A 22169-nucleotide genomic window follows, 5' to 3' on the forward strand; every position below is an offset into this window, starting at 1 on the left:
GACAGGGAGAAAACCTGCAAAAGTGCAGTTTTTTTCCTTGAAATTGCTTCATTTCAATGAAAAGCCTGCAATTGTGCAGGAATTTTCGACCAAAATGAACCCGAGCCCTTTCGTGCGGCAAAAAACCTGCACAATTGCAGGAATTTGTCGCTGCAGGCGAATGAACGAGCAAAAAGATGCACTTTTGCAGGCTTTTTGCGCGGGGCAAGGCAATTTACGCTATCGGCTCAGGCGTGTGGATTTCTTGTCACTTTGACTATTGCAGGCTTTTTGCGCGCGGCGCGGCAATTTACTCTATCGGCTCGGGCGTGTGGATTTCTTGTCACTTTGTCTATTTCAGGCTTTCTGCTCGCGGCGCGGCAATTTAATCTATCGGCTCGGGCGTATGGATTTCTTATCACTTTGACTATTTCAGGCTTTCTGCGCACGGCAAGACAATTTACGCTATCCGCTCAGGCGTATGGATTTCTTGTCACTTTGACTATTTCAGGCTTTCTGCACACGGCATGGCAGTTTACGCTATCGGCTCGGGCGGATGGATTTCTTGATGGCCCCGCGGTCGAATTTTTCGACAGTCTAGAACATGCATCTTCTGCCTTTTGCTGCTCCGGCCAGCCGTCCTCCAACGTGGCCCCCTAAATACAAGAAAAGAAGCGCGCCAAAGCACGCTTCTTGATTCACTGCCATCCTTACCACGGTCTCTTGCCGCCGCCGAGTTTCGTCAAAATCCCGTCATTCGCCGCATCGTATGCGGAGAATATTTTCGCCGCGATCGGAGAGGCGCCGTAGCGTCCGAAACCGCCCTCGGGCACGACGACAGCTACGGCCAGCTTCGGATTCTCGACAGGTGCGAAGGCGATGAACACCGCATTTTCGACAGTGCCTCCGGATACGACTTGAGTGGACGTCCCCGTCTTGCGCGCCACGTTGAAAGGCAGGTCATCGATGCCTTCGGCACCGCTCTTCATACCGTGGACGATTGTATTCCAATCGCTGCTGGAGAACATCGTCGACGAATCGTCCAGCACTTCCGGCTCGATTTTTTTCACCAGCTGCCCTTCATAGCTTCTGATCTCATCTACAAACAGCGGCTTCATCCGCTTTCCGCGGTTAGCCAGCGTCGCCGCGTATTGCGCAAGCTGCAGCGTAGTCGTCTTCTCGTTCTGTCCCCAGGAAGCATAGACCATGGCCGATTGGTAGCTGTCTTTTTTGGCGTTTTTGGCAAAGTCGTTCGATCCGGCAATTTCTCCGGGAAGTCCGCTTCCCGTTTTAACGCCGATGCCGAATTTCGCCAAATACTCCGCCCATTTATCGGTCACCGCCTGAGTTTCTCCGCCATATTTTTTGTAGAACGGAATACCGATCATTGCCGACATGTAGGTGTTGGACGAATGTTCAATGGCCGTAGATGCGTTCAGCTCCCCGTATGCCGCCTTATCGGAGTTTGTAATCGTACTTGCGCTGCCTGTTTTGCCGAAACTGAAGGAACCGGTGTCGTAGTAATAATCGCTTGCATTCAGCTTCTCTTTCAAACCGATTAGCACGGATAGAGGCTTGATCGTAGAGCCCATAAACACGATGGACGACGGATGCTTCGCATTTTCCTTTTCGGTCGGATATTTGGTCTTTGCGGTCGTAATCGAGCCGTTGGATATATAGGTGCCGATTTCGTCGTAGTCGTTCTGAGAAATCCCGCCGGTCCACACGTTCGCGTTATAGTCGGGATAGTTGGCCATTGTGACTACGCGTCCCGTATCGACTTCCATCGCTACCGCAAAGCCCGACGCGGCGTTCGTCCCCCACTTCAAATAAGGATTGCCCGCATTGGAAGGACTCTGCAAAGATTTGATATGATCCTCAAGCTCTTTTTCCGTTGTCTTCTGCACATCCTTGTTGATCGTCAAATACAGGTTGTTCCCTTTGACCGGTGCGGTTACGGTCGCTCTTCCGATAATTCGCATGACTGCGTCAACCGGATAAACTTTGCTGCCGTTCGTCCCCCGCAGCTCATCCTGATACATCCGCTCGATCCCGTCAAACCCTACGTTCTCGGCATCCAAGTATTCGGACTTTTCCGGGTTGTCCTTATACATATCTCTCGCCGTCTGCGTGGAGTACGACTTTAAGTACCCGATCAACTGCGTGGCGATCGTCGTTTTCCCGTCGTCATCCATTTCATACGTGCGGATGCTTTCCTCGTTCACTTCCAGCCATTTGTACTCGTCCCGGTGCTCCAGCAAATACGCGATTTCCGCCTGGGACAAGTCGGCTTTGATTCTGCGCGGGACCTGAAAATAACTCGGCGGCTTCGTATCCTTTTTGTTGATGTCGTAGCCCAAATCCATAGAAAGGATGATGTCCGCAGCCGTCAGCTTTTTGGCGTCCGGCTTGCCGTATTTGTCGAAAACGTCCTTCAGCTTGTTGGCGAGCGAAATCAAGTCATCCTTGTTCTGCTGCCCCGGCTCGATGCGGAAAAACAGCGACTGGATCGGAATCGTATAGGCCAGCGGCGATTTGTTGGAATCGTAAATATTGCCGCGGATCGGGGCAATTTTCGTTTTCGTGTTCGTGTTCGTATTTTCGGCCGCTTTCAGCTCCTTGTACTGCACGAACTGCAAAATCGCCAGCCGCACGATCAGGATGGAAAACAGCACAAATGTCAAAAAGAAAAAGATGTTGATGCGTAAGGAAAAGTGCCGCTTCTTGGTGATCTCGCTTTTTTTCGGGTCATCCATCGCTGCCGATGACTTCATTGCTTTTCAATCCTTTCTCACACACTGACATGTTCTTCGAACAGTTGAAGCAAAGAGCGGATGCCTTCTCCCGTGTGGTAGTCGTAGCGAAGTATTTTTACGGCATCGATGCCCGCCTGGCTCGGCGCCCAAATATCGTTGGTCTCATGATCTCCGATATAGAGAACGTCCCGGGGATCGATATTCGCCAGCTTCAGGGCCAAATGAAAAATCGCCGGGTCCGGCTTCTCCAGACCGACCTCCGTGGATACGATCACGGGCTCGAAAAAATGCAAAATGCCCTTGCTTGCCAAAATCGCTTTAAGCGTAGGAGCAAAATTGCTGACGATCCCAAGCCGGAAACCCATATCCCGCAAACGTTCCAGACACGGAATGACGTCGTCGAACAGCTCATAGTACTCCGGCGCCGTATAAATATCGTAGAGTTCGTGGCAGCAAGCATGTATTTCGTCAGCCGTCCAGGTTGCATGCGCGTCCAGCTTGTGAAGCACGTATTTATACAGGTCCACCCAAAATGCGCGGTCGGATTCCGGGGTGCAGGCTTCAAAAGAATCCGTCTTCTTCCCGTAATAAAATAGACGAAAAGCTTCCGCGAATAGTTCACCGATGTGCGCTTCATCCCTGTCCAGGGAACGATCCGCCAAATACTGCTTCAAGATGGCTTGAGCTGCGGGAATCATCAGCAGGGTGTCGCCTGCATCGAAATATATCATTTTATACTGCCGAATGGGTTGTCGCATTGGATCTCCTTCATGATGCTGCTCATAATCATATTAACAATTCCGCTATTAAGTGTACCACACTTGCTTAGGAGGAAAAAAGAAGCCGCGCCCTTTGAGTGGAAAGGCTGGCTTCCGGCGAATCCGCTATATTTTTGCTATGCCTCTTTAATGTGCGTTTGATCGAAATTCGGCGGGTTGAACCAGTTGCCTCCGCTTGCAACCCAAGTCGAATCAAGCGGCACCCAGCGCTCCGATTCCTTCAAGTAAACTTCGTTCCAGGCATGAGGCCCGTAGCTGCCCCTGCCGTCGTAGCCGAGACCGGTCACGACCTTCACATCGAGCCCGACGGACCGCGCCATCAGCGCGTACAATCTGGAATAATCGATGCATACGCCCTTGCGGGTGCTAAACGTATCTTCCGGCGTCTGCTCCTTCCAGATGCGCTGATCCTCATACAGCCTCACCTTGTCCCAATCGTACTGCACCCGAGTTCCGACCCATTTGTACAGGAGCCGCGCCTTCTCCTCGTCCGATTTGCCGGGGGCCGTCACTTCCTTGGCCGCTTCGGCTATGTTGTCCGGTATATTGGCGTCCAGCACCTCGTATCTGCGCTGCAAAATGTTCGAGAACTCATTTTCGACCGCCCTGGTAAATACAGGAACCTTGTCGGCAATAAAGTCGCCCGTGAAAGGTGAGATGACTTCTTGCGCGCCCTTTTGATACATCTGCGACGATTGAATGTACGACGTGAGCGGCGAATGTGGGAACAAGGTTGCAAAAATAAACAGCGCCGCGATCAGCATCAGCGCCCTGGCGAATCCCGCAACGGCGCCTATAGCCCCGCCGGCCAAAGAACTGAGCAGCGATCTCCGACCCGCGCCGTAAGGATGACGTCCGGCCAGCCAATAGCGGGCAACCGGCTCGAACAAAAGATACAAAATGTGCTTCACGATCATATAGCCGAGCAAAAACAGCACGCCGAACCGGAGCAGCGGAAAATCGCGGATGCTCGTTACCGCCGTATAGTAAATCTGCTGCCACATCGTGATCTCCCCGGCGGGCAGCCGCAAATTTTGCGACTTGAGCCAGGTTTGAATAAGCGGGGAAACGAGCTGCACGCTCTTCCACGCCAAAAACATGCTGATGATAACCGTGAGCCCTTCGACGACCATGTAGACGAGATGCTTGGCCGAACCGGAGCCGCCGCGGAAAAAGCCCTGTATGACAGCGGCCGCAAACGTTAAAACAATGGCGATCGATATGAGATTAATTGTTGTCCATTTTGCGAGCATCATATCCGCCATAAGATTTCCCTCCTATTTTAAGCTAAGGCTTGGCATTTTTTTGCGCCTGCTCCACAAATGCGTTGATCGCCGCATTCGCGTTCATCGTAAACGTTGTTCCCATAAAGGTAACTTTCACTTCTTCCGAGCCCGCTTTTCCCTCGACCTTCAAGCTTTTGGTCGTGATCAAAAAGGAGCCGTCCGGATTCGCCTTGAACTGCGCGTCCTTGGCTTCGGAGGCCAATGCGCTTACGGCTTTGTCTTTCACCTCGTCGCCCACCTGGCTGACAACGCTTGCTCCTATGCTTTGCAGCTTATCCTTATAATTGGCTCCATATACGACCAGAGCCCCGACAATGACGATAACAAGTATCCATTTCATGATCGTTTTAACGATTCCAATAACGATAAAAAGAACAATGATCGCCGCAATGAGCAAATACCAGCGGTCCTGCGCGAAAGAAATCCATTGATCCAAGCGAAAATCCCTCCATTATTAAAAAAAGTACCTTCCTAATCATACTACAGCGCATCGTTATTGTTCATCTCTTTTTTTCCTTAATTCCGCTAACTTTTTCTGGATTTCGCCGCTCTTGTCGGCGTAATTTCTTGAGGAGCGGATGGACCGCCTTAACCGAAACAGGAGATACACGGCCGCGGCCGCCAGCAGCAGGATTACCATAGAGTCCATGCGGAAGCTCCTTTCTTTGGAAATGTGTCATTTATGCAGAAAGGTCATATCCTGCGGACAAGTCGCGTACATCTTAGAGACAAGACTCCTGAGTCAACATATTAAAAATGGGCGGTGAGATCTTTGAGAACGGCGATTTGGTTATATTTGTTTATGTTTGTTGCGTTTTTCGATCTGCACGCGCAGTATCCGATCTTGTCCCCTTTCGCTTTGTCCCTGGGCGCGGCGCCTTCTTTTATCGGCTTGATTATGGGCGTATACTCGATCACGCATCTGCCCGGAAATTTAATTGCCGGCTACGGTGTGGACAAATACGGCAGCAAGCTTTTCATCATCTTTAGCCTGATTGTAGCAGGGATCATCCTCTTATTTCAATCTATGGTCACAGACCCGTGGCATTTGCTGTACATTCGCTCCATCAGCGGATTTGTGCTTGCGTTTCTGTCGCCGGCGTGCCTCTCCCTGCTGGCCCGGATTGCCAAAGACCGCATTCACCAGAGCAAGCTGATGACAGGCAACGGCCTCGTCCATACGCTGGCCTCGGTCGTGTCCCCGGCAGCCGGAGCGCTGCTGGTCGCCAAAATCGGGTTTACGACCGCTTTTTCCGTGCTCGGCTGGGTACTGATCGTCACCGGGATTCTCGCTATTTTCGGCGTTAAGGAGCAAAAAGCTTCGGTGACGGCAGAGCTGTCCGATACCGCTCAGCCGCTGCTCGTCGATCACCATGGCCATTCGCTCCCGGAGCGGCCCGGCGACGTGACTCCGCACATGCCGATTCCCTGGCTTTTCTTTTTGATTCCGATGGCGATTTCTTGTTCGCAAGGCATTTTATTTTTCGAGCTGCCGCTTATGCAGGCATCCAGAGGCTCCATTTTAACCTCCGGCGTATTTTTCTCCCTGGTCAGCCTGGGGGCGCTGTGCACGCTGAGCATGTGGTTTTTGAACCAGGTTTCGCCTTCAATCCGTACTGTAGCGGGGAGCTTGTCGCTTGCTATCATATTTTTCGGCTTGGCCGTCAAATGGCCTGTACCGCTTTCAGTGTCGCTGTTTCTCATCGGGATGGCCAAAGGCGTCATCTTCCCGTCGCTCGCGGCGCTGCTCGCCGGCATCACAAGCAGCAGCCGGTACGGGCGCGTCTTCTCGCTGCTGTCGATTTCACACTCCATCGGCGCCTTCTTCGGACCGACGCTGGCTGGACAGCTCCGCGATCAAATCTCATCGTATTTCATCGCCTTTTTCATACTGATGCTGGCCCTTTCGCTGCTGCCCCTCCGCACCTTCAAGCTTCATGTAATACCCCATAATTAATCGGAAAACGGAGCCCGCAAAATCGCGAGACTCCGTTTTTATGTTGCGGATGCATGTTTCCTGCCATCTACTCACTGCAATCGCAAATAATCAAAATCGACAAAACCGCCGGTTGATTTAGTAGCATAATTGAACAAAGCAAAACGGTATCCCATAAAGTGAGGCAGTGTATAAGACATCTGAAGCGTGCTGCCTATAGCCGTCCAATTTGTGCCGTCAAGACTGTAGTAAAAATAGGCTTTATCTGTCTGATTTTTAAAATCACAGAAAAGTTTAAGGTATACTCTGTTCTGGGTGACGGGGACGCTCGCCACTTCAGTCATTGTTCCCGAGCCGGCATTCGCCATCACAATGGATTTGGAAGTCCCGGACATCTTTACGCCGACAAATCCGTATTTAGCCTGAAACGCTGCAAGACCGGCATAATCGCCGTCCTTCATGCCGCTTGTTTCCAATGCAACGGTTCCTGTAGATTGCGGTCCGAATGTCCTTTGGGTAAGCGTGTTTCTGGCATCAAGAATGCTCGTGCTCACTTTTCCGGTCGTAATTCTCATGAATCCGGGACGCTGTGTAAGGGACCACTTCGTATTGTCAGGATTGTGGTTCCACTGCCACACCTTGCCAAGAGTCGTATTTGAAAATTCATCGGACGCATAAACCTTCTTGGCCGGATAACCTTCGACGGGAACATTCATGGTAAGGGGAACTTTACCGTTGACACCGAATACCGGCCAATTATTGGACCATGTAACCGGAACAAGATACGGCATACGTCCGATTGCCCCGCTGTCTTTAAACAGCATACCATACCAGGAGCCGGAAGCCGTATCGACAATGCCTCCCTGTGCAATGCCCGAATCCTTCAATACAACTTGACCTGTATACGGTCCGGTCAAGCTGCTTGCGCGGTAGCATAATTCAGTGCGGCCGCTTCCCGACGGCCAAACGATCAGGAATACATAGTACATTCCGTTGATCTTTTGGATGTGCGCGCCTTCGGCCTTCACTATGAAGCTGGAACCGGCAATATTACTTGAATTGGGGATAATTACTTGATTAAGCCCCCCTGATTTGATCGCTTTGGCGTCTGCCGTAAGCTCGATAATGCTGATGTTATCGCTGCCATAAACCAGGAATACGCGTCCGTTATCAAACAGCAGCGATGCGTCATGGTAATAGCTGCCAAGCACTGACGATGTCCATGGGCCGGTTTCTATATTGTTCGTTTGATAAATGTAGGTTTTGCCGGTAGAATTCGAGCCAAAAGAAACATAATAAGTGCCGTTATTATATCTAAGGCTGCTTGCCCACGAGCCTCTTCCGTATTCGTTCTGCCCGTTGTTCAGATTTTGTGCGTCATTGTTGGCATACGTATCGTAAACATAATTTACGATTTCCCAATTTACGAGGTCGTTGGATTTCATGATCGGGACTCCAGGGTTCATATGCATGGTCGTGCTGGTCATATAATACGTATTGCCTACCCTGATCACATCGTTGTCCGGTGCATCGGCATATATAAACGGATTTGTAAAAGTAGTGGCTGCAAATGCGGTATAATTGGGCATCATACTCATGAATAATGTGAAAACCAATAAGAACACGCCTATTCTCTTATACATCATACAATCGCCTCCTTATAGGAAAATTGGACTGTAGACAGGTTTTTTGGCAGCTGCTTCAAAAAAGATGAATGACGTTCGGAAAATGAACGTTAATTTCCCGAACGTCAAAAACGTTACTCCTTTATTCGTGCTGTAAATTCACGCTGCTCATGATTAGCGCGAAAACTGCCAGTAATCAAAATTAAACAAATAATCGGTTCCTGCTCCCGTAAACACGAAGAACACTTTGTGGACACCCGTTGCACCGCTGACATTGGTTGTTACTTCCTTCCAATTTTGCCACCCGCCTGTAGAAGGTACGGGAAGTGTTCCAACAAGAGTACCGGTTGGACTGTCAAGACGTATTTCAATATTGCCTCCTGTAGTCGCCGATGCTACATTTGCTTTAAACGTCTTGGCTCCGCTGCCAAAGTCAGCATTTCCTACAGCTACCCAGTCCCCGTTATTTATATATGCTACATTTTGATTATTTACCGGTCCGCCTGCCGCTTGACTATCCTCAGTTTGGATACCTGCATTCCATCCGATCGTTTCAGCCTCAGTCCTGTTGTACGGATCCAGATTGGCGATCTGGGCTATGCCTGCCATATTTGCCTGAACTTCTTGTATCGTTCCATTCGAATTATACACAAGCTTATTGATATGCGGGGATCGGTATCCTTTTCCGCTTCCCAATTGAGCCGTGGCGACAGTTTGGGTATGGTACACGACATACCACTGGTTATTAAAGTTAAATACGGCATGGTGGTTGTTTCCGCCGCCCCCGAAAAATGCGCCCGGATTTTTCAGGAAATGCCCTGTATACGTAAAGGGCCCCATAGGACTGCTGCTCATCATGTAGCCGATCTCGCCTGCCGGATAAGCGGCCGGGTGCGTACCGGAGAAATTGATACAATAAGAGTAGTAATATTTGCCGTTGTACTTATGAATGCCGGAGTCTTCAAACATGTAAGGAGCATCAATGGTTACTGCGCTTCCAACAATACTCGTCATATCGGCGCCCAATTTCAAAACTCTGGCTGTTTTGGGATTGGCAACCGATGCCGGATCCGAGGTATTGGGTATTCCCCCGCCGACATACAAATATCCTTGACCATCATCATCCACAAATACGGCCGGGTCAAAAAGCCATGTAACTCCGGCGACTCCGGGCGTATTGCCTGTAACAAGAGCTTTTCCGAGCGGATCTGTCCATGGTCCTAGCGGAGAATCCGCAGTCAGCACGCCAATACCCGATGCGCCATTTGCAAAATAAAGGAAAAATTTCTCCTTGCCGTTTATCGTTTTGTGTGTGGCAGCGGGAGCCCATGAAAGTGACGCCCATTTGGCAATACCTTTGCCGTTATTGCCGCTATTGGCTCCCGCTACCGGAATGGAACCATGATCTGTCCAGTTCACCATATCAGCGGAAGATATGACATTAACTTTATACAATGCGCTAAAATCATTTTCTTTAACAGTCCCGTTGCTATTATTTACATACGCATCGCTTGACATATAAATGTAAACCCTTCCATTATAGACCATCGCAAAGGGGTCTGCCCCCAATTTATGGTCCATAAGCGGGTTTGAATTCCCCGGAAGTTTTGCAGTCGCACTGTTGGCGGCATATGCGGACGTCAATGGCACAGCACTGAGCGTTAATGAACAAGCCAATACAATCGCACTTAATTTTTTTAACATAATACATTTTCCTCCTTTTAAAATATCGCTTGCCGCTTGCGCGGGGTATACAGCACTGCAGAATTCGGCGCCATAGCAATCGGTTGTCAGACGGTGTCGGCGCAGTTGTTCCCATCGTTCATGCAACGACAGAATGTTTGGAAAGAGCTCGTCGGTTGACTTCGAAAGCGTTTGCATAATACTTTTCGGGTTAACTTCAATATTTCATAACAAGGGAATCTGAAAAGTCCGTTAAAACTTTAGAACGTTCAACAAATTTTATCTCTCCTTTCTAAGTTTTTTAACGGATCGTTCATTGCAAGAACATTGCATGCGCACTCCTTTCACTATATTTGGCAATAATCTGGTGAAGCAACTCCATTATAAAGCGCTTTCTTTTTTGAAAAAATAGAATTTATTTGGAATAAATTGTGTTATTTTATGAATTTTGTGCTAAAGAATCAGAAAGTTGGTGTTGTTCATTGACAAATCAATGATATTGCTTGATTTTACCTTAGAATGTCCACAAAGAGTCGATTGATAAAGAGACCTTCTATGCGCCTCAAAGAATCCTGCTTTCGAAAAGTTATTTTACGAAAAAAAGTACTGCGACGTCTTTAGCGGATCGGTCTGTCAACGCTTGTCATTTCCCGGGAAATCCGCACATGATTTGCCTGAAAATCGCATAAAGGGCTTGGATCGCTCGCCAAAACTGGTTATAATACAAAAAAAAGCAGCGAGGGGGCCCCTATGTCGATAGCTATAATTGTCGAAGGCAAAAATGACAAAAGCCGATTGAAACGAATCGTCAGCGAGGAAATTGCAATTTTCTGCACATACGGCACACCCAACTCGGCGACGCTGGAAGATTTGAAGAAAAAAGCAGGCGGTCGCCAGGTTTACATATTTACCGATAACGATTCTTCCGGAAAGCGGATCCGCGCTCTGCTGTGCGACGCCTTTCCCGACGCCGAGCAAATCTATACGCGCAAAGGCTATGCCGGAGTGGAAGGAACGCCCGAAGAATATCTGATCCAGCAACTAGAAAAAGCAGGGCTGGAAGAGTATATTATATACCCTGATCCAAGCCCTGCTTTGGAGTAAAACCGAGGTTAATCGGACGGACTCCCGCTTCCCTCTTGCGTATTATTTGCCTTTGGACAACGTAATGACGTCCTTCACTATGTAATTCGCATCCAGCTTCGGATCGCCCGCATCGTAATAATTGCGGAGCACCCCTTTCGGATCGACCAACAGAATAGCGTTGGAATGCGAGAAATCCCCATTCTTCTCTTTGATCACCATAATGCCGAAATCTTCGGCAAGCTTCTTCGTCTCCGCCTCGTCACCGCGCAAAAACGTCCATCCTCCCGGCACAGGCTTCGATTCGAACCTGCTGCCGAACTCCTTCAACACAGCCGGGGTATCCCTGGTCGGATCAACCGTAATCGAAAGAATTTCCGCCTTGCTGCCAAGAAGCCCTTTTTCCTTTAACGATGCCTGTACGTTGGAAAGGATAAATGAAGTCGGCATGCATACGTCAGGGCAAAAAGAGTAGAAGAAATACACGAGTCTGACTTTCCCGTTCAAATCCTTGGATGAAACCGTCTTACCGTCCAAATCCGTCAATTGAAAATCCGGGGCCGGCTTCATCGCCCTAAGCCGCTCATCGCTTCCGTCCTGCTGAAACCACAGCTTGTATGCAAAAGACGCAATCATTGCCACCAAAATGATGCCGATGGCCATTTTAAACCAGTTTTTCGCTAAAAACACATTCATTCCGCTTCTTTTCCCCCATCCCATGTTCAAAAGCAAAATAAAATCCCATGTCGCCATGGGAAGTCGTAAATCCGCTCTGCCTTACTTCATTGTACTGAACACCATCAAAATGGACAACAGCGTTAAATAGTTAAGCGAGTAAATAAACATGCCTTTTGCCCATTTGATTTCGGATTCGCCGTGCATGCCAAACCCTCTTACCGCCATAAACACCCAAATCAAGCCAAGCGCTGTCGAGACGATCAGGAACGTGTAGCCGAGATAGCCGAAAGCCGTCAGCATAACCGTAACCGGGACTAAAAGAACAACGTAGCGAAGCATGCTGACTTTCGTAACGTAGAAGCCTTTCACTACGGGAAGCAAAGGAAATCCCGCCGCGCGGTATTCTTCCGACCTGCGAATGCCAAGCGCCCAGAAATGAGGCGGCTGCCAGAGGAACAGAAACAAATACAGCAAAATTGCTCCAAGATCGAACTTTCCTGTGACTGCGCAGTAACCGATGATAGGAGGCACCGCGCCGGAAAATGCGCCCACGAACGTGCTCCATACGGAAGTTCTTTTAAACCAGGCCGTATATACCCACACGTACAAGAACAAACCGATCAATCCAAGCAGCGCCGCCAATGGCGAGTTCGCCAGCAAGTACAGTGTGCCCAGTCCGAGAACTCCGAGAATGATCCCGTATGCCAGCACGACGTTCGGCGCCATTCTTCCGCTTGGCAGGGCGCGATTGCGGGTCCGCTCCATCTTGGAGTCCATATCCCGATCCAAATAGTTGTTCAACACGGTGCCTGAAGCCATGACGAGCGCCGATCCGAGCAGCGTGTAAAGCAGCAGCAGCCAGTTCACATCCCATTTGGATGCGACCCAAAAGCCTGCGAACGCAGTCATTGAATTAGAATAAATCAACCCTGGCTTCGTCAACCGATAAAAATCTTTAATAGAAACAGGCTCTGCCGAGGTTTGAACGGCGCCGGCTTCGTGCGCTTCCGGATGTTCGGCCGTTTTGACCGCCGCGTTCGGAACCGACTCGTAGCTTACTTGCTTTTCCACGTAATTGCCCTCCTGTATATGAACTGCCGAGCAAATCAATAACCCTGATTTTCAACAATCTAATCATACCAACCTGAATCCCGTTTGACAATGAAACGAGCGCAGTTGTCATCATTTTGTCGATTCTCTTTCCCAGTATGCGTGTAAAAAGTCACAGCCATTCTATTTTCGTTAACAATGTCCGATTTCCCGCAAAAAACGCGCTGCAGCACCTATTTCAACCGGTGGAGTGTACCCGTTTCACTGCTTTCCACGCATACCGGGGAATAAATTCCCTCATCCCGCCCGGGAGCTTTTGTACCTGGCCGGTTAAAGGCGACGCTCGGCGCTCCACGTTGGGAAGTGGCTCGGGAGTGGGCAATTCCTGCAAAAAACCCCATGCCGCTGGGCGGTACACATGAAGGCGAATTTAGTGTATAGCTACCGGCATCGAACTGGCCGTCAATGACGGCGCTCCACACTCGGAAGATGGCAATTCCTGCAAAAGTGCAGGCTTTTTCGATGGAAACGGATCGTTTGGAGGAAAAGCCTGCGTTTGTGCAGGAATTTACGCTCATGACGGGCATGAGCCCGCTTTATAGCGTAAAAAACTGCAGTTTTGCAGGAATTGTTCGGGGTGAGAGCTGGTGGAGAGCGAAAAGATGTACTTTTGCAGGCTTTCCCGTTCAAACAGGGGGGGCCGAGGATTCAGCAGTTCCCGGAGAAGCTCCGCGGCATCGAACTGGCCGTCAAAGACGGCGCTCCACGTCGGGAATTGGCTCGGGAGAAGGCGATACCTGCAAAAGTGCAGGCTTATTCGATGGAATCGGCTCGTTTGGAGGAAAAGCCTGCGTTTGTACAGGAATTTACGCTCAAGTCGGGCATGAGCCCGCTTTTGCGTACAGGCTGATTCTATTTATTAATAGTTAACGGCATTAACGATAACAAGCTGGCGCGAATCGCGTTCCATGCCGTACCGAGCGTGTGCTGAAGTTCCCAGGCGCAGGTTCCCAGCGCCGACACGACGATTCCGTGCTTGTAGGCGAGGCTTGCTCCGAACCGGACCGAAGGCGGCGCTGCAAGATTCAGCTGCTCGATCACCGCGTCCAGATGCTTTTGCCCGATCCGGTCGGAGAAGATGAGGAGGCTGCCCAGATGGGTTTCCGCCCCCCAGCATCCGGGCGAGGACAAATCCATCGCGGACGGCACGATCCTTTGGTTTTGGCAGTAAACAAGCTCCCCGCCGTACCGGACTTTCATCCGGCTTTCGCAGTTGGCGTACTGGAACAGTTCGCCCCGCTGAGCGCGTCCCGGACATAGAATGTCCGACATGACGAGAACCGAGCCGGAAGCGGCGTCCACCTCCGTGTCGGCGGTAAACCGCGCGTCCGTGTAAAGCATCACGGGCTCGGGGATATATTCCAGCACTGCGCCCGCTTCCAAACGAATCCTTTGGCGCTGCGTGCTGCCGGCGCCTTCAATTGAAGGATGAACCTTCGTAAACGACTGGTTCGTCAAAAAAACGCGGGCGCCGGGTCCCAGGCGCCACTCCAGCTCATATTGATCCCCGGCCATAAGGCCTGGGGAGCAATCCATTACATAGACGCCGAGCTGATCCTCCGGATCGGCGCCAACGTTGAGCGTTTCGTTCTCGTAACGAAACGTTTTGGCGATTTTGAACGGGGAGGTGTGGTATTTGCCCGCGAGCTGCGTCCTGCCGCCGCGCAGCGCAAATTCCGCACGAATCTCCCCGGTCATGCTAGGCATGGGTATACTCCCGCTCCACCCATGCCACAATATCGTCCAACCCTGTGCCGCCCATCAGGTTGGAAAAAATATAAGGACGCTCGCCGCGCATCTTTTTCGTATCCTCTTCCATCACATCGAGGCTGGCGCCGACGTAGGGGGCCAGATCGATTTTGTTAATGACGAGCATGTCGGAGCGGATGATGCCCGGGCCGCCTTTGCGCGGAATTTTTTCCCCTTGCGCCACGTCGATAATATAGATGAAGCGATCTACCAGCTCCGGGCTGAAAGCCGCGGCCAAATTGTCGCCGCCGCTCTCGATGAAGATGATATCCAGCTTCGCGAAGCGCTTCTCCAGCTCTTCGATCGCTTCGAAATTCATCGAAGCGTCCTCGCGGATCGCCGTATGCGGGCAGCCGCCGGTCTCTACGCCGATGATCCGCTCTTCCGGCAAAGCCTCCGAACGGATCAAAATTTGCGCATCTTCCTTCGTATAAATATCGTTCGTAATGACCGCGATGCTGTAATGGCGATTCAGCTTGCGGGCGAGGCGTTCGACGAGCGCCGTCTTGCCGGAGCCAACCGGGCCCCCGATACCGATCCGCATCGGACGCGAGCGGTCCACCTCGGGTTTTTCCCAATGATGGTGATGATGTCCTTGACCTTGGCACATATGAATTCCTCCCAAAATGAATATTGGCTTTTATTTTCAAGATTTCAAGACATAAACAATCGGGAATACAGCGTTTCATGCTGCATCATGGCGAGATCGGCGGCCGGCGAGGCCGTGTAAGCCTCCGTCGGGTCCAGCCCGGATGCCTGCTCCCATGCACTGCGCGTTAACGGCAGGAGCTTGGCGAGCAGCATTTGCCCCTGCGTCTGGCCTATCGACATGAGCCGCAGCGCGCTGTTGATGCACGTGACGATGCAGCAATAGAGGTACCCTTCCGCCGCTTGCGCCAGCGGAACGTGCAAATGATAGCTCGCCCAGCCGTGCACGAGCGCATGGGTGCCGAAGCAGCGCTCCGCCTTCACGGCTTCGTGAAGCGGCTCCCACGCCAGCTCCGGATACATCGCCTTGGCGAGCTGCAGCAGCCGGCGGCCCATTTTTTGCGCGCCCGCTCTGGCTTCGCTGGAAGCCCGCTGAACGTGCATCATGCGGTCGACTTCCCACAGCCGATCCCATTCCTGCGCCGGAATGTGCATGTAGGCCGCTTTGATCGTCAGCGCATCCGATGTCGACCAATTGCAAGCAAGCATGGAGCGAATGTAGGCTTCCAGCTGCTCCATCGTCGTCAGCCGGCCCTGCTGCACCAGCGTTTCCAGGCCGAAAGAATGGGAGAAGCCGCCGATCGGCAGCGCCGAATCGAGCATCTGCTGGTAGGCCAGCCAGTGAAAAGGGGGAGCGGTAGTCATCGGTGTCACCTGCCTTGCATCCTTTTAGAACAAAAAGTAGCGCTGCGCCATCGGCAGCTCCGTCGCCGGTTCACAGGAGACCGGCTCTCCGTCCACTTTGACTTCATACGTTTCCGGATTTACCTCAATCGACGGCGCCAGATCGTTATGAATCATGTCTTTCTTGGAGATGCTTCGGCAGCCTTTTACGGGCTCGACGCGTTTTTGCAAGCCAAGGGAAGCTGCGATTCCACGGTCATATGCCGCCTTGGACACAAACGTGATGGAGCTTTGGGTCAGCGATTTGCCGAAAGCGGCGAACATCGGTCTGCCGAACACAGGCTGCGGCGTCGGAATCGAAGCGTTCGGGTCCCCCATCTGCGCGTAGGCGATGCTGCCGCCTTTCAGGACAAGATCCGGCTTGACGCCGAAAAACATCGGGCTCCAGACGACAAGGTCCGCGAATTTCCCGGCCTCCACCGAGCCCACAAGATGTGAAATGCCGTGGGTGATCGCCGGATTGATCGTATATTTGGCGATATACCGTTTAATGCGGAAGTTATCGCTGTCTTCCGTATCCTGCGGCAGCGGGCCGCGCTGCTTTTTCATCTTGTCGGCGGTTTGCCAGGTGCGGATAATGACTTCCCCGACACGCCCCATCGCCTGCGAATCCGAGCTGATCATGCTGAATACGCCCATATCGTGCAAAATATCTTCCGCGGCTATCGTTTCCGGACGAATCCGTGAATCCGCGAAAGCGACATCCTCGGGAATGCGGCTGTCGAGATGGTGGCATACCATGAGCATATCGAGATGTTCCTCAATCGTATTGATCGTAAAAGGCCGCGTAGGATTGGTCGAAGAGGGCAAAACATTGAGCTCGGCGGCTGCGCGAATAATGTCCGGCGCGTGTCCTCCGCCCGCTCCTTCGGTATGGTACGTATGAATCGTCCGGCCCTTGATCGCGGCCAGCGTATCTTCCAAAAATCCCGCTTCATTTAATGTATCGGTATGAATGGCGACCTGGACGTCGTACCTGTCCGCGGCTTCCAGGCAGGCGTCGATCGCCGCCGGCGTCGTGCCCCAGTCCTCGTGGAGCTTGAGACCGATGGCTCCCGCTTCGATCTGCTCGGTCAGCGGCGCGAGAAACGCCGCATTCCCTTTGCCGGTGAAGCCCAAGTTCATCGGAAACGCTTCGGCCGCTTCCAGCATCCGGCGCAGATGCCAAGCCCCCGGCGTACAGGTCGTCGCATTCGTCCCCGTCGCCGGCCCCGTTCCGCCGCCGATCATCGTCGTCACCCCGGAAGAGAGCGCCGTCTCGATCTGCTGCGGGCATATGAAATGAATATGCGAATCGATGCCGCCGGCCGTTACGATTTTGCCTTCGCCGGCGATCACCTCCGTACTCGCGCCGACGATTAACTGAGGATGAACCCCGTCCATAATGTCCGGGTTGCCGGCTTTTCCGATCGCGACGATATGGCCGTCCTTAATGCCGATATCGCCTTTGACAATTCCCCAATGGTCGATAATGACCGCATTCGTAATCAGCGTATCCAGAACGCCCTGATCGCGGGTCGCGCCGCTCGACTGCCCCATGCCGTCGCGTATCACTTTGCCTCCGCCGAATTTGCATTCGTCTCCATATACCGTGAAATCGCGCTCGATCTCGGCCCACAGCCCCGTATCCGCCAAACGGACGGCGTCGCCCTGCGTAGGCCCGAACATCAGCGCGTAGCTTTTGCGGTCAATTTGACTCACCGGGCTTCCCCTCCCATGCTTTCCATCGTTCCCGAACGTCCTCCGGCATGCTGCCATGCTCGGCGTGTCCGCGGCTCAAGCCGTTGAGCCCGTAAGACATTCTGGCTCCGCCCAGCTCGACAAGCCGGACCGGCTTCCGTTCGCCGGGCTCGAAGCGGACCGCGGTTCCCGCCGGAATATCCAGTCTCATTCCGTATGCCGCTTCGCGGGAAAATTCCAGCGCACGGTTCACTTCAAAAAAATGAAAATGCGAGCCCACCTGCACAGGACGGTCTCCCGCGTTGGCCACGTTCAACTCGACTGTCTTCCTGCCTACGTTCAATGCAATAAAGCCCTTCCCGGTCCGAAATTCTCCTGGAACCATAGTTCTGCTCCTCTCGATACTTTTTGCCCCCGCGTCGGAAAATTTGCGCTTCATTAAAAGTGCCGGGGAGTCCGTCCGACGGAGTCACTTTTGCACATGCCCACAAACTCCCGGGTCTTACTCGGCAATAGGCTGATGCACCGTAACAAGCTTGGTGCCGTCCGGAAAAGTCGCTTCCACCTGCACTTCGTGTATCATTTGCGGAACGCCTTCCATCACTTGGCCTGACATCAAAATTTTCGTTCCGTACTCCATTAATTGAGCCACCGTCATGCCGTCCCTGGCGCCTTCCATAATCTCCGATGTCAAAAGAGCGATGCTCTCGGGATAATTCAGCTTGACGCCTCTGGCCAACCGGCGGCGGGCCAAATCGGCAGCCACCGTAATCAGCAGCTTTTCTTTCTCTCTCTCCGTCAGATGCACGTCCTCACCTCTTTACGAAAACCGAATAATGGCAACTTGATACCCTCATTATATTCGTCAAAACCGGCAAAGTAAATATTCATACGTCAGATTTATTCACATAAAATAAGGTATATGCTTAGGTCATATTTCGTATTTATAGTAAATTATCCAATAAAAAGAAATTAAATTGTTCATTTTCACAATAATTCACTTTTTATGTTATATATATTGACATATAATTCGATTCCGGCTTATCATTGTCGGTGTAATCCAATTATTACTATAAAGGGAGTGGAAATTGTATGACAGAGAAGCGCAATTTCGGCAAGCTCACAGTCGCTTTAAGCATGGCTTTTATGATGGCCGCCGCAGGCTGTGCGGCAACCGAAACCACCACTTCATCGACGACTGCACCCGAAGCCGCCAAAGCCGCAGAGGCCAAGGCGGGAACCGGCAAAGACGACACAATCCCCGTAGGGATTTTGCATTCTTTGACCGGGACTATGTCCATCAGCGAGGTGTCCGTACGGGACGCGGAACTGATGGCGATCGAAGAAATCAATGCCGCAGGGGGACTTTTGGGAAAAAAAATCAAGCCTGTCATCGAAGACGGCGCGTCGGATTGGCCGACTTTTGCAGAGAAGACAAAGAAATTGCTGCAAAAAGACAGCGTCGTGACGATTTTCGGCTGCTGGACTTCGGCAAGCCGCAAAGCGGTGCTCCCCGTCGTCGAGCAAAACAAAGGCCTGCTCTGGTACCCCGTGCAGTATGAAGGCCTCGAATCGTCGCCGAACATTTTCTACACGGGCGCCACGACGAACCAGCAAATCATTCCCGCAGTCACCTGGCTCTTGCAAAATAAAGGCAAAAAATTTTACCTCCTCGGCTCCGACTACGTATTCCCCAGAACCGCCAACAAAATTATTAAGGAGCAGTTGAAAGCCGAGGGCGGCACGCTTGTCGCCGAAGAATACACGCCTCTCGGACATACGGATTACAACACGATCATCAGCAAAATAAAAAAAGATAAGCCTGACGTCATTTTCAACACCTTGAACGGGGATAGCAACGTCGCGTTCTTCAAGCAGTTGAAAGACGCCGGCATTACGTCCAAAGATATAACAACGATGTCCGTAAGCATCGCCGAAGAAGAAGTTCGCGGCATCGGCGCAGCCGTTCTGGAAGGTCATTACACCGCCTGGAACTACTATCAGACTACCGATACGCCGGAAAACAAAAAGTTTGTCGAAGCATACAAAGCCAAATACGGCAAAGACCGGGTAACGGACGATCCGATCGAGGCGGGCTACACCGCCGTGTACCTCTGGGCCGCAGCGGTCAAAAAGGCCGGGTCCTTCGATGTCGAGAAAGTGAAAGCGGCGGCCAAAGGCATTGAATGGAACTCGCCGGAAGGCAAAGTGACCGTCGACGGAGAGAACCAGCACATTTCCAAAACCGCGCGGATCGGTCAAATTCAGGCGGACGGCCTGATTAAAGAAATATGGAATTCAGGCCAGCCGCTCAGGCCAGACCCGTACCTCAAAACGTATCCTTGGGGCGCAGAAGTGACCAAGAAATGAGTCGAAGCCAGGGCTGCCCAACGGCAGTCCTGTATGTCATCAAAAATGAGGTGATGTCATGAGTCTGCTGCTGCTGCAATTGTTTAACGGCCTTAGTCTCAGCTCGATTCTGCTGCTGATCGCGGTCGGTCTTGCGATTACGTTCGGATTGATGAACGTGATGAATATGGCGCACGGCGAATTTATTATGATCGGCGCCTATATGGCGTACCTCGTCCAGCAATGTTTTCAGCGCTGGCTTCCCGCTTCCGCGTTCGGCTGGTACTTCGTCGTATCGCTGGTCGCCGCCTTTATTATCGCCTTCGCCATCGGCTGGCTGCTCGAAGCGCTTCTCATCCGCTTCCTGTACGGAAGGCCGCTGGACAGTCTGCTCGCCACCTGGGGCGTCAGCCTCGTGCTGCAGCAGCTCGCCCGCACGCTGTTCGGAGCGCCGAACGTGGCCGTCAAAGCTCCGGGCTGGCTGGAAGGAGGCCTGCATGTTACGGCCGATCTCATCCTTCCGTACAAAAGGCTGTTTATCATCGCTTTGGTCGCCTTTTGCATACTTGCCATCTACTTGTATTTGTACCGCTCCGCCGGAGGCAGACGGATGAGAGCCGTCATGCAAAACCGCGAGATGGCGGCCTGCCTGGGCATCTCCACCCGAAGGGTCGACGCCCAGTCGTTCGCGTTCGGTTCGGCTATGGCGGGAATCGCCGGGTGCGCCTTGTCGCTGCTCGGGCCGATCGGCCCGACGATCGGCACCTATTACATCGTCGACGCCTTCATGGTCGTCGTGCTCGGCGGCATCGGCAAGCTGGTCGGCACCGTCTCCAGCGCTCTGGGCATCGGCGTGCTGGGCACGGCACTGGAGTACACGACCAGCGCGACTTTGGGCAAGGTGCTCGTGTTTACGCTCATCATTGCTTTCCTGCAGTGGAAGCCGATGGGGCTAGTAACGATCCGCTCCAGATCTCTAGATTGAAGAAAGGAAGTGGCAACCGCCCATGACGGCTTCCGGAACCGCCAAAGTGAAATTTATCGCGTATGCCGCGTGTTTGCTTTTGATCGCTCTCGCGCCGCTTTTTCTTTCCGAATTCCGCCTGTCGCTGCTCGGCAAATTTCTCGCCTATGCGATAATCGCGATGGGCATCGATCTCATCTGGGGGTATACGGGCATTCTCAGCCTCGGACACGGCGTATACTTCGGGCTCGGCGCCTACTGCATGGCGATGCACCTCAAGCTGGCGTCGAGCCCCGGGCAGCTGCCTGACTTCATGTCATGGAGCGGCGTCGACGAGCTTCCCTGGTTCTGGGTTCCTTTTCATAACCCCGGCTTCGCTTTCCTGATGGCGCTGGTCGTGCCGATGGCCGTCGCCTTCATTCTCGGCTACTTTACGTTCCGCAACCGGATTAAAGGCGCTTTTTTCTCCATTTTGTCGCAAGCGCTGGTCATTATCGCCGTGACCCTGTTCGTCGGTCAGCAGGGCTATACCGGAGGAACGAACGGACTCACGAATTTCGAATCTTTCCTCGGTCTGAATTTGCGTTCGCCATCCACCAAGCTGCTGTTGTTTTACATCACCCTGGCCGTACTGCTGCTTGTGCTCGTACTGTGCAGCTTCCTTGTATCCAGCCGCCTCGGCAGCATACTCACCGCCATCCGCGACGGGGAAAACCGGGTCCGCTTCATCGGCTACAATCCGGTCGTGTATAAAGTGTTCATTTACTGCTTGTCCGCGGGTCTTGCCGGTCTTGCCGGCGTGCTCTTCGTTTTGCAGGAGGGCATCATCTCCCCGGCGCAGATGGGCATTGTCCCGTCCATTGAAATGGTGCTGTGGGTCGCCATCGGCGGGCGCTCCACCATCGGCGGAGCCGTGCTCGGCGCGATCGTGACCAACTCGGCGAAAACAACGTTCAGCGAAGCCTACCCGGAATGGTGGCCGATTATGCTGGGCGCCATGTTCATCATCGCCGTCCTGTTCCTGCCGAAAGGAATCGTAGGCACCATCGCCCACTACATGTCGAATTGGAAAAAAAGCTTGCTTCCAAAACCCGTATCTTCGCAAGAAGCCGGCTGAAAA

Annotated in this window: 22 protein-coding genes; 7 read left to right on the forward strand and 15 right to left on the reverse strand. The window is 52.3% G+C overall.

Annotation, left to right across the window (positions count from 1 at the left end):
* The first annotated feature begins 252 nt into the window (after window positions 1-252).
* Complete coding sequence (locus tag AC3G2T_RS09020; RefSeq protein WP_488435219.1) at window positions 253-639, forward strand: hypothetical protein; 387 nt, start codon at window positions 253-255, stop codon at window positions 637-639.
* A 50-nt stretch (window positions 640-689) separates the two neighbouring features.
* Here AC3G2T_RS09020 and AC3G2T_RS09025 read toward each other — a convergent pair whose 3' ends face one another.
* The 5 genes from AC3G2T_RS09025 to AC3G2T_RS09045 form a co-directional block, all read right to left on the reverse strand.
* Window positions 690-2753, reverse strand: coding sequence for a peptidoglycan D,D-transpeptidase FtsI family protein (locus tag AC3G2T_RS09025; RefSeq protein WP_488435220.1), 2064 nt, complete (start codon window positions 2751-2753; stop codon window positions 690-692).
* A gap of 17 nt (window positions 2754-2770) precedes the next feature.
* The gene (locus AC3G2T_RS09030) at window positions 2771-3493 is read right to left on the reverse strand and encodes an HAD-IA family hydrolase (RefSeq protein ID WP_488435221.1); all 723 of its coding nucleotides are present in this window, start codon (window positions 3491-3493) and stop codon (window positions 2771-2773) included.
* 137 nt (window positions 3494-3630) lie between these two features.
* Window positions 3631-4779 carry a transglutaminase domain-containing protein gene (locus tag AC3G2T_RS09035; protein ID WP_474680079.1) on the reverse strand — a complete coding sequence of 383 codons (1149 nt, stop codon included), beginning with the start codon at window positions 4777-4779 and terminating at the stop codon, window positions 3631-3633.
* Between the two features lie 22 nt (window positions 4780-4801).
* A complete protein-coding gene (locus AC3G2T_RS09040) occupies window positions 4802-5236 on the reverse strand; it encodes a hypothetical protein (RefSeq protein WP_474680078.1) in 435 nt (144 codons plus the stop codon).
* A 57-nt stretch (window positions 5237-5293) separates the two neighbouring features.
* Entirely contained in the window at window positions 5294-5449 is a 156-nt protein-coding gene (locus tag AC3G2T_RS09045; protein WP_488435222.1) for a hypothetical protein, read from the reverse strand.
* A 123-nt stretch (window positions 5450-5572) separates the two neighbouring features.
* Between AC3G2T_RS09045 and AC3G2T_RS09050 the strand changes: the two genes are divergently transcribed.
* Window positions 5573-6757: an MFS transporter gene (locus tag AC3G2T_RS09050; RefSeq protein WP_474680076.1), complete on the forward strand. Its 1185-nt coding sequence runs from the start codon at window positions 5573-5575 to the stop codon at window positions 6755-6757.
* A gap of 71 nt (window positions 6758-6828) precedes the next feature.
* On the opposite strand, the gene AC3G2T_RS09055 is transcribed toward AC3G2T_RS09050, so the two are convergent.
* Window positions 6829-8379, reverse strand: coding sequence for a glycoside hydrolase family 43 protein (locus AC3G2T_RS09055; protein ID WP_474680260.1), 1551 nt, complete (start codon window positions 8377-8379; stop codon window positions 6829-6831).
* 156 nt (window positions 8380-8535) lie between these two features.
* Window positions 8536-10065: a glycoside hydrolase family 43 protein gene (locus tag AC3G2T_RS09060; RefSeq protein WP_474680075.1), complete on the reverse strand. Its 1530-nt coding sequence runs from the start codon at window positions 10063-10065 to the stop codon at window positions 8536-8538.
* A 729-nt stretch (window positions 10066-10794) separates the two neighbouring features.
* Between AC3G2T_RS09060 and AC3G2T_RS09065 the strand changes: the two genes are divergently transcribed.
* Window positions 10795-11148, forward strand: a complete 354-nt coding sequence (locus AC3G2T_RS09065) for a ribonuclease M5 (protein WP_488435223.1) — start codon at window positions 10795-10797, stop codon at window positions 11146-11148.
* A gap of 42 nt (window positions 11149-11190) precedes the next feature.
* Here AC3G2T_RS09065 and AC3G2T_RS09070 read toward each other — a convergent pair whose 3' ends face one another.
* Window positions 11191-11823: an SCO family protein gene (locus tag AC3G2T_RS09070; RefSeq protein WP_488435224.1), complete on the reverse strand. Its 633-nt coding sequence runs from the start codon at window positions 11821-11823 to the stop codon at window positions 11191-11193.
* Window positions 11824-11904: 81 nt separating this feature from the next.
* A complete protein-coding gene (gene cyoE / locus AC3G2T_RS09075; protein ID WP_474680072.1) occupies window positions 11905-12876 on the reverse strand; it encodes a heme o synthase in 972 nt (323 codons plus the stop codon).
* Window positions 12877-13492: 616 nt separating this feature from the next.
* On the opposite strand from cyoE, the gene AC3G2T_RS09080 reads away from it, so the two are divergent.
* Window positions 13493-13765 carry a hypothetical protein gene (locus AC3G2T_RS09080; protein WP_488435225.1) on the forward strand — a complete coding sequence of 91 codons (273 nt, stop codon included), beginning with the start codon at window positions 13493-13495 and terminating at the stop codon, window positions 13763-13765.
* 2 nt (window positions 13766-13767) lie between these two features.
* On the opposite strand, the gene AC3G2T_RS09085 is transcribed toward AC3G2T_RS09080, so the two are convergent.
* From AC3G2T_RS09085 to AC3G2T_RS09110, 6 genes are all read right to left on the reverse strand, one after another.
* The gene (locus AC3G2T_RS09085; protein WP_488435226.1) at window positions 13768-14622 is read right to left on the reverse strand and encodes an urease accessory protein UreD; all 855 of its coding nucleotides are present in this window, start codon (window positions 14620-14622) and stop codon (window positions 13768-13770) included.
* Window positions 14615-15274, reverse strand: a complete 660-nt coding sequence (ureG, locus tag AC3G2T_RS09090; RefSeq protein ID WP_474680069.1) for an urease accessory protein UreG — start codon at window positions 15272-15274, stop codon at window positions 14615-14617. The genes AC3G2T_RS09085 and ureG overlap by 8 nt, the downstream gene beginning before the upstream one ends.
* A 44-nt stretch (window positions 15275-15318) precedes the next feature.
* The gene (locus AC3G2T_RS09095; RefSeq protein WP_488435358.1) at window positions 15319-16017 is read right to left on the reverse strand and encodes an urease accessory protein UreF; all 699 of its coding nucleotides are present in this window, start codon (window positions 16015-16017) and stop codon (window positions 15319-15321) included.
* 24 nt (window positions 16018-16041) lie between these two features.
* The gene (gene ureC, locus AC3G2T_RS09100) at window positions 16042-17757 is read right to left on the reverse strand and encodes an urease subunit alpha (RefSeq protein WP_488435227.1); all 1716 of its coding nucleotides are present in this window, start codon (window positions 17755-17757) and stop codon (window positions 16042-16044) included.
* Window positions 17744-18121 (reverse strand): urease subunit beta, encoded by a 378-nt coding sequence (gene ureB, locus AC3G2T_RS09105; protein WP_488435228.1) that lies wholly within the window; start codon window positions 18119-18121, stop codon window positions 17744-17746. The genes ureC and ureB overlap by 14 nt, the downstream gene beginning before the upstream one ends.
* A gap of 117 nt (window positions 18122-18238) precedes the next feature.
* The gene (locus AC3G2T_RS09110; RefSeq protein WP_474680066.1) at window positions 18239-18544 is read right to left on the reverse strand and encodes an urease subunit gamma; all 306 of its coding nucleotides are present in this window, start codon (window positions 18542-18544) and stop codon (window positions 18239-18241) included.
* A gap of 284 nt (window positions 18545-18828) precedes the next feature.
* Here AC3G2T_RS09110 and urtA point away from each other — a divergent pair, with 284 nt between their 5' ends.
* The 3 genes from urtA to urtC are packed head-to-tail and all read left to right on the forward strand — an operon-like array spanning window position 18829 to window position 22166.
* Complete coding sequence (gene urtA, locus AC3G2T_RS09115) at window positions 18829-20106, forward strand: urea ABC transporter substrate-binding protein (protein WP_488435229.1); 1278 nt, start codon at window positions 18829-18831, stop codon at window positions 20104-20106.
* Window positions 20107-20164: 58 nt separating this feature from the next.
* Complete coding sequence (urtB, locus tag AC3G2T_RS09120) at window positions 20165-21070, forward strand: urea ABC transporter permease subunit UrtB (RefSeq protein ID WP_474680064.1); 906 nt, start codon at window positions 20165-20167, stop codon at window positions 21068-21070.
* 22 nt (window positions 21071-21092) lie between these two features.
* A complete protein-coding gene (urtC, locus tag AC3G2T_RS09125; protein ID WP_488435230.1) occupies window positions 21093-22166 on the forward strand; it encodes an urea ABC transporter permease subunit UrtC in 1074 nt (357 codons plus the stop codon).
* The last annotated feature ends 3 nt before the right edge of the window (window positions 22167-22169 follow it).

The organism is Paenibacillus sp. sgz302191 (genome assembly GCF_057749925.1).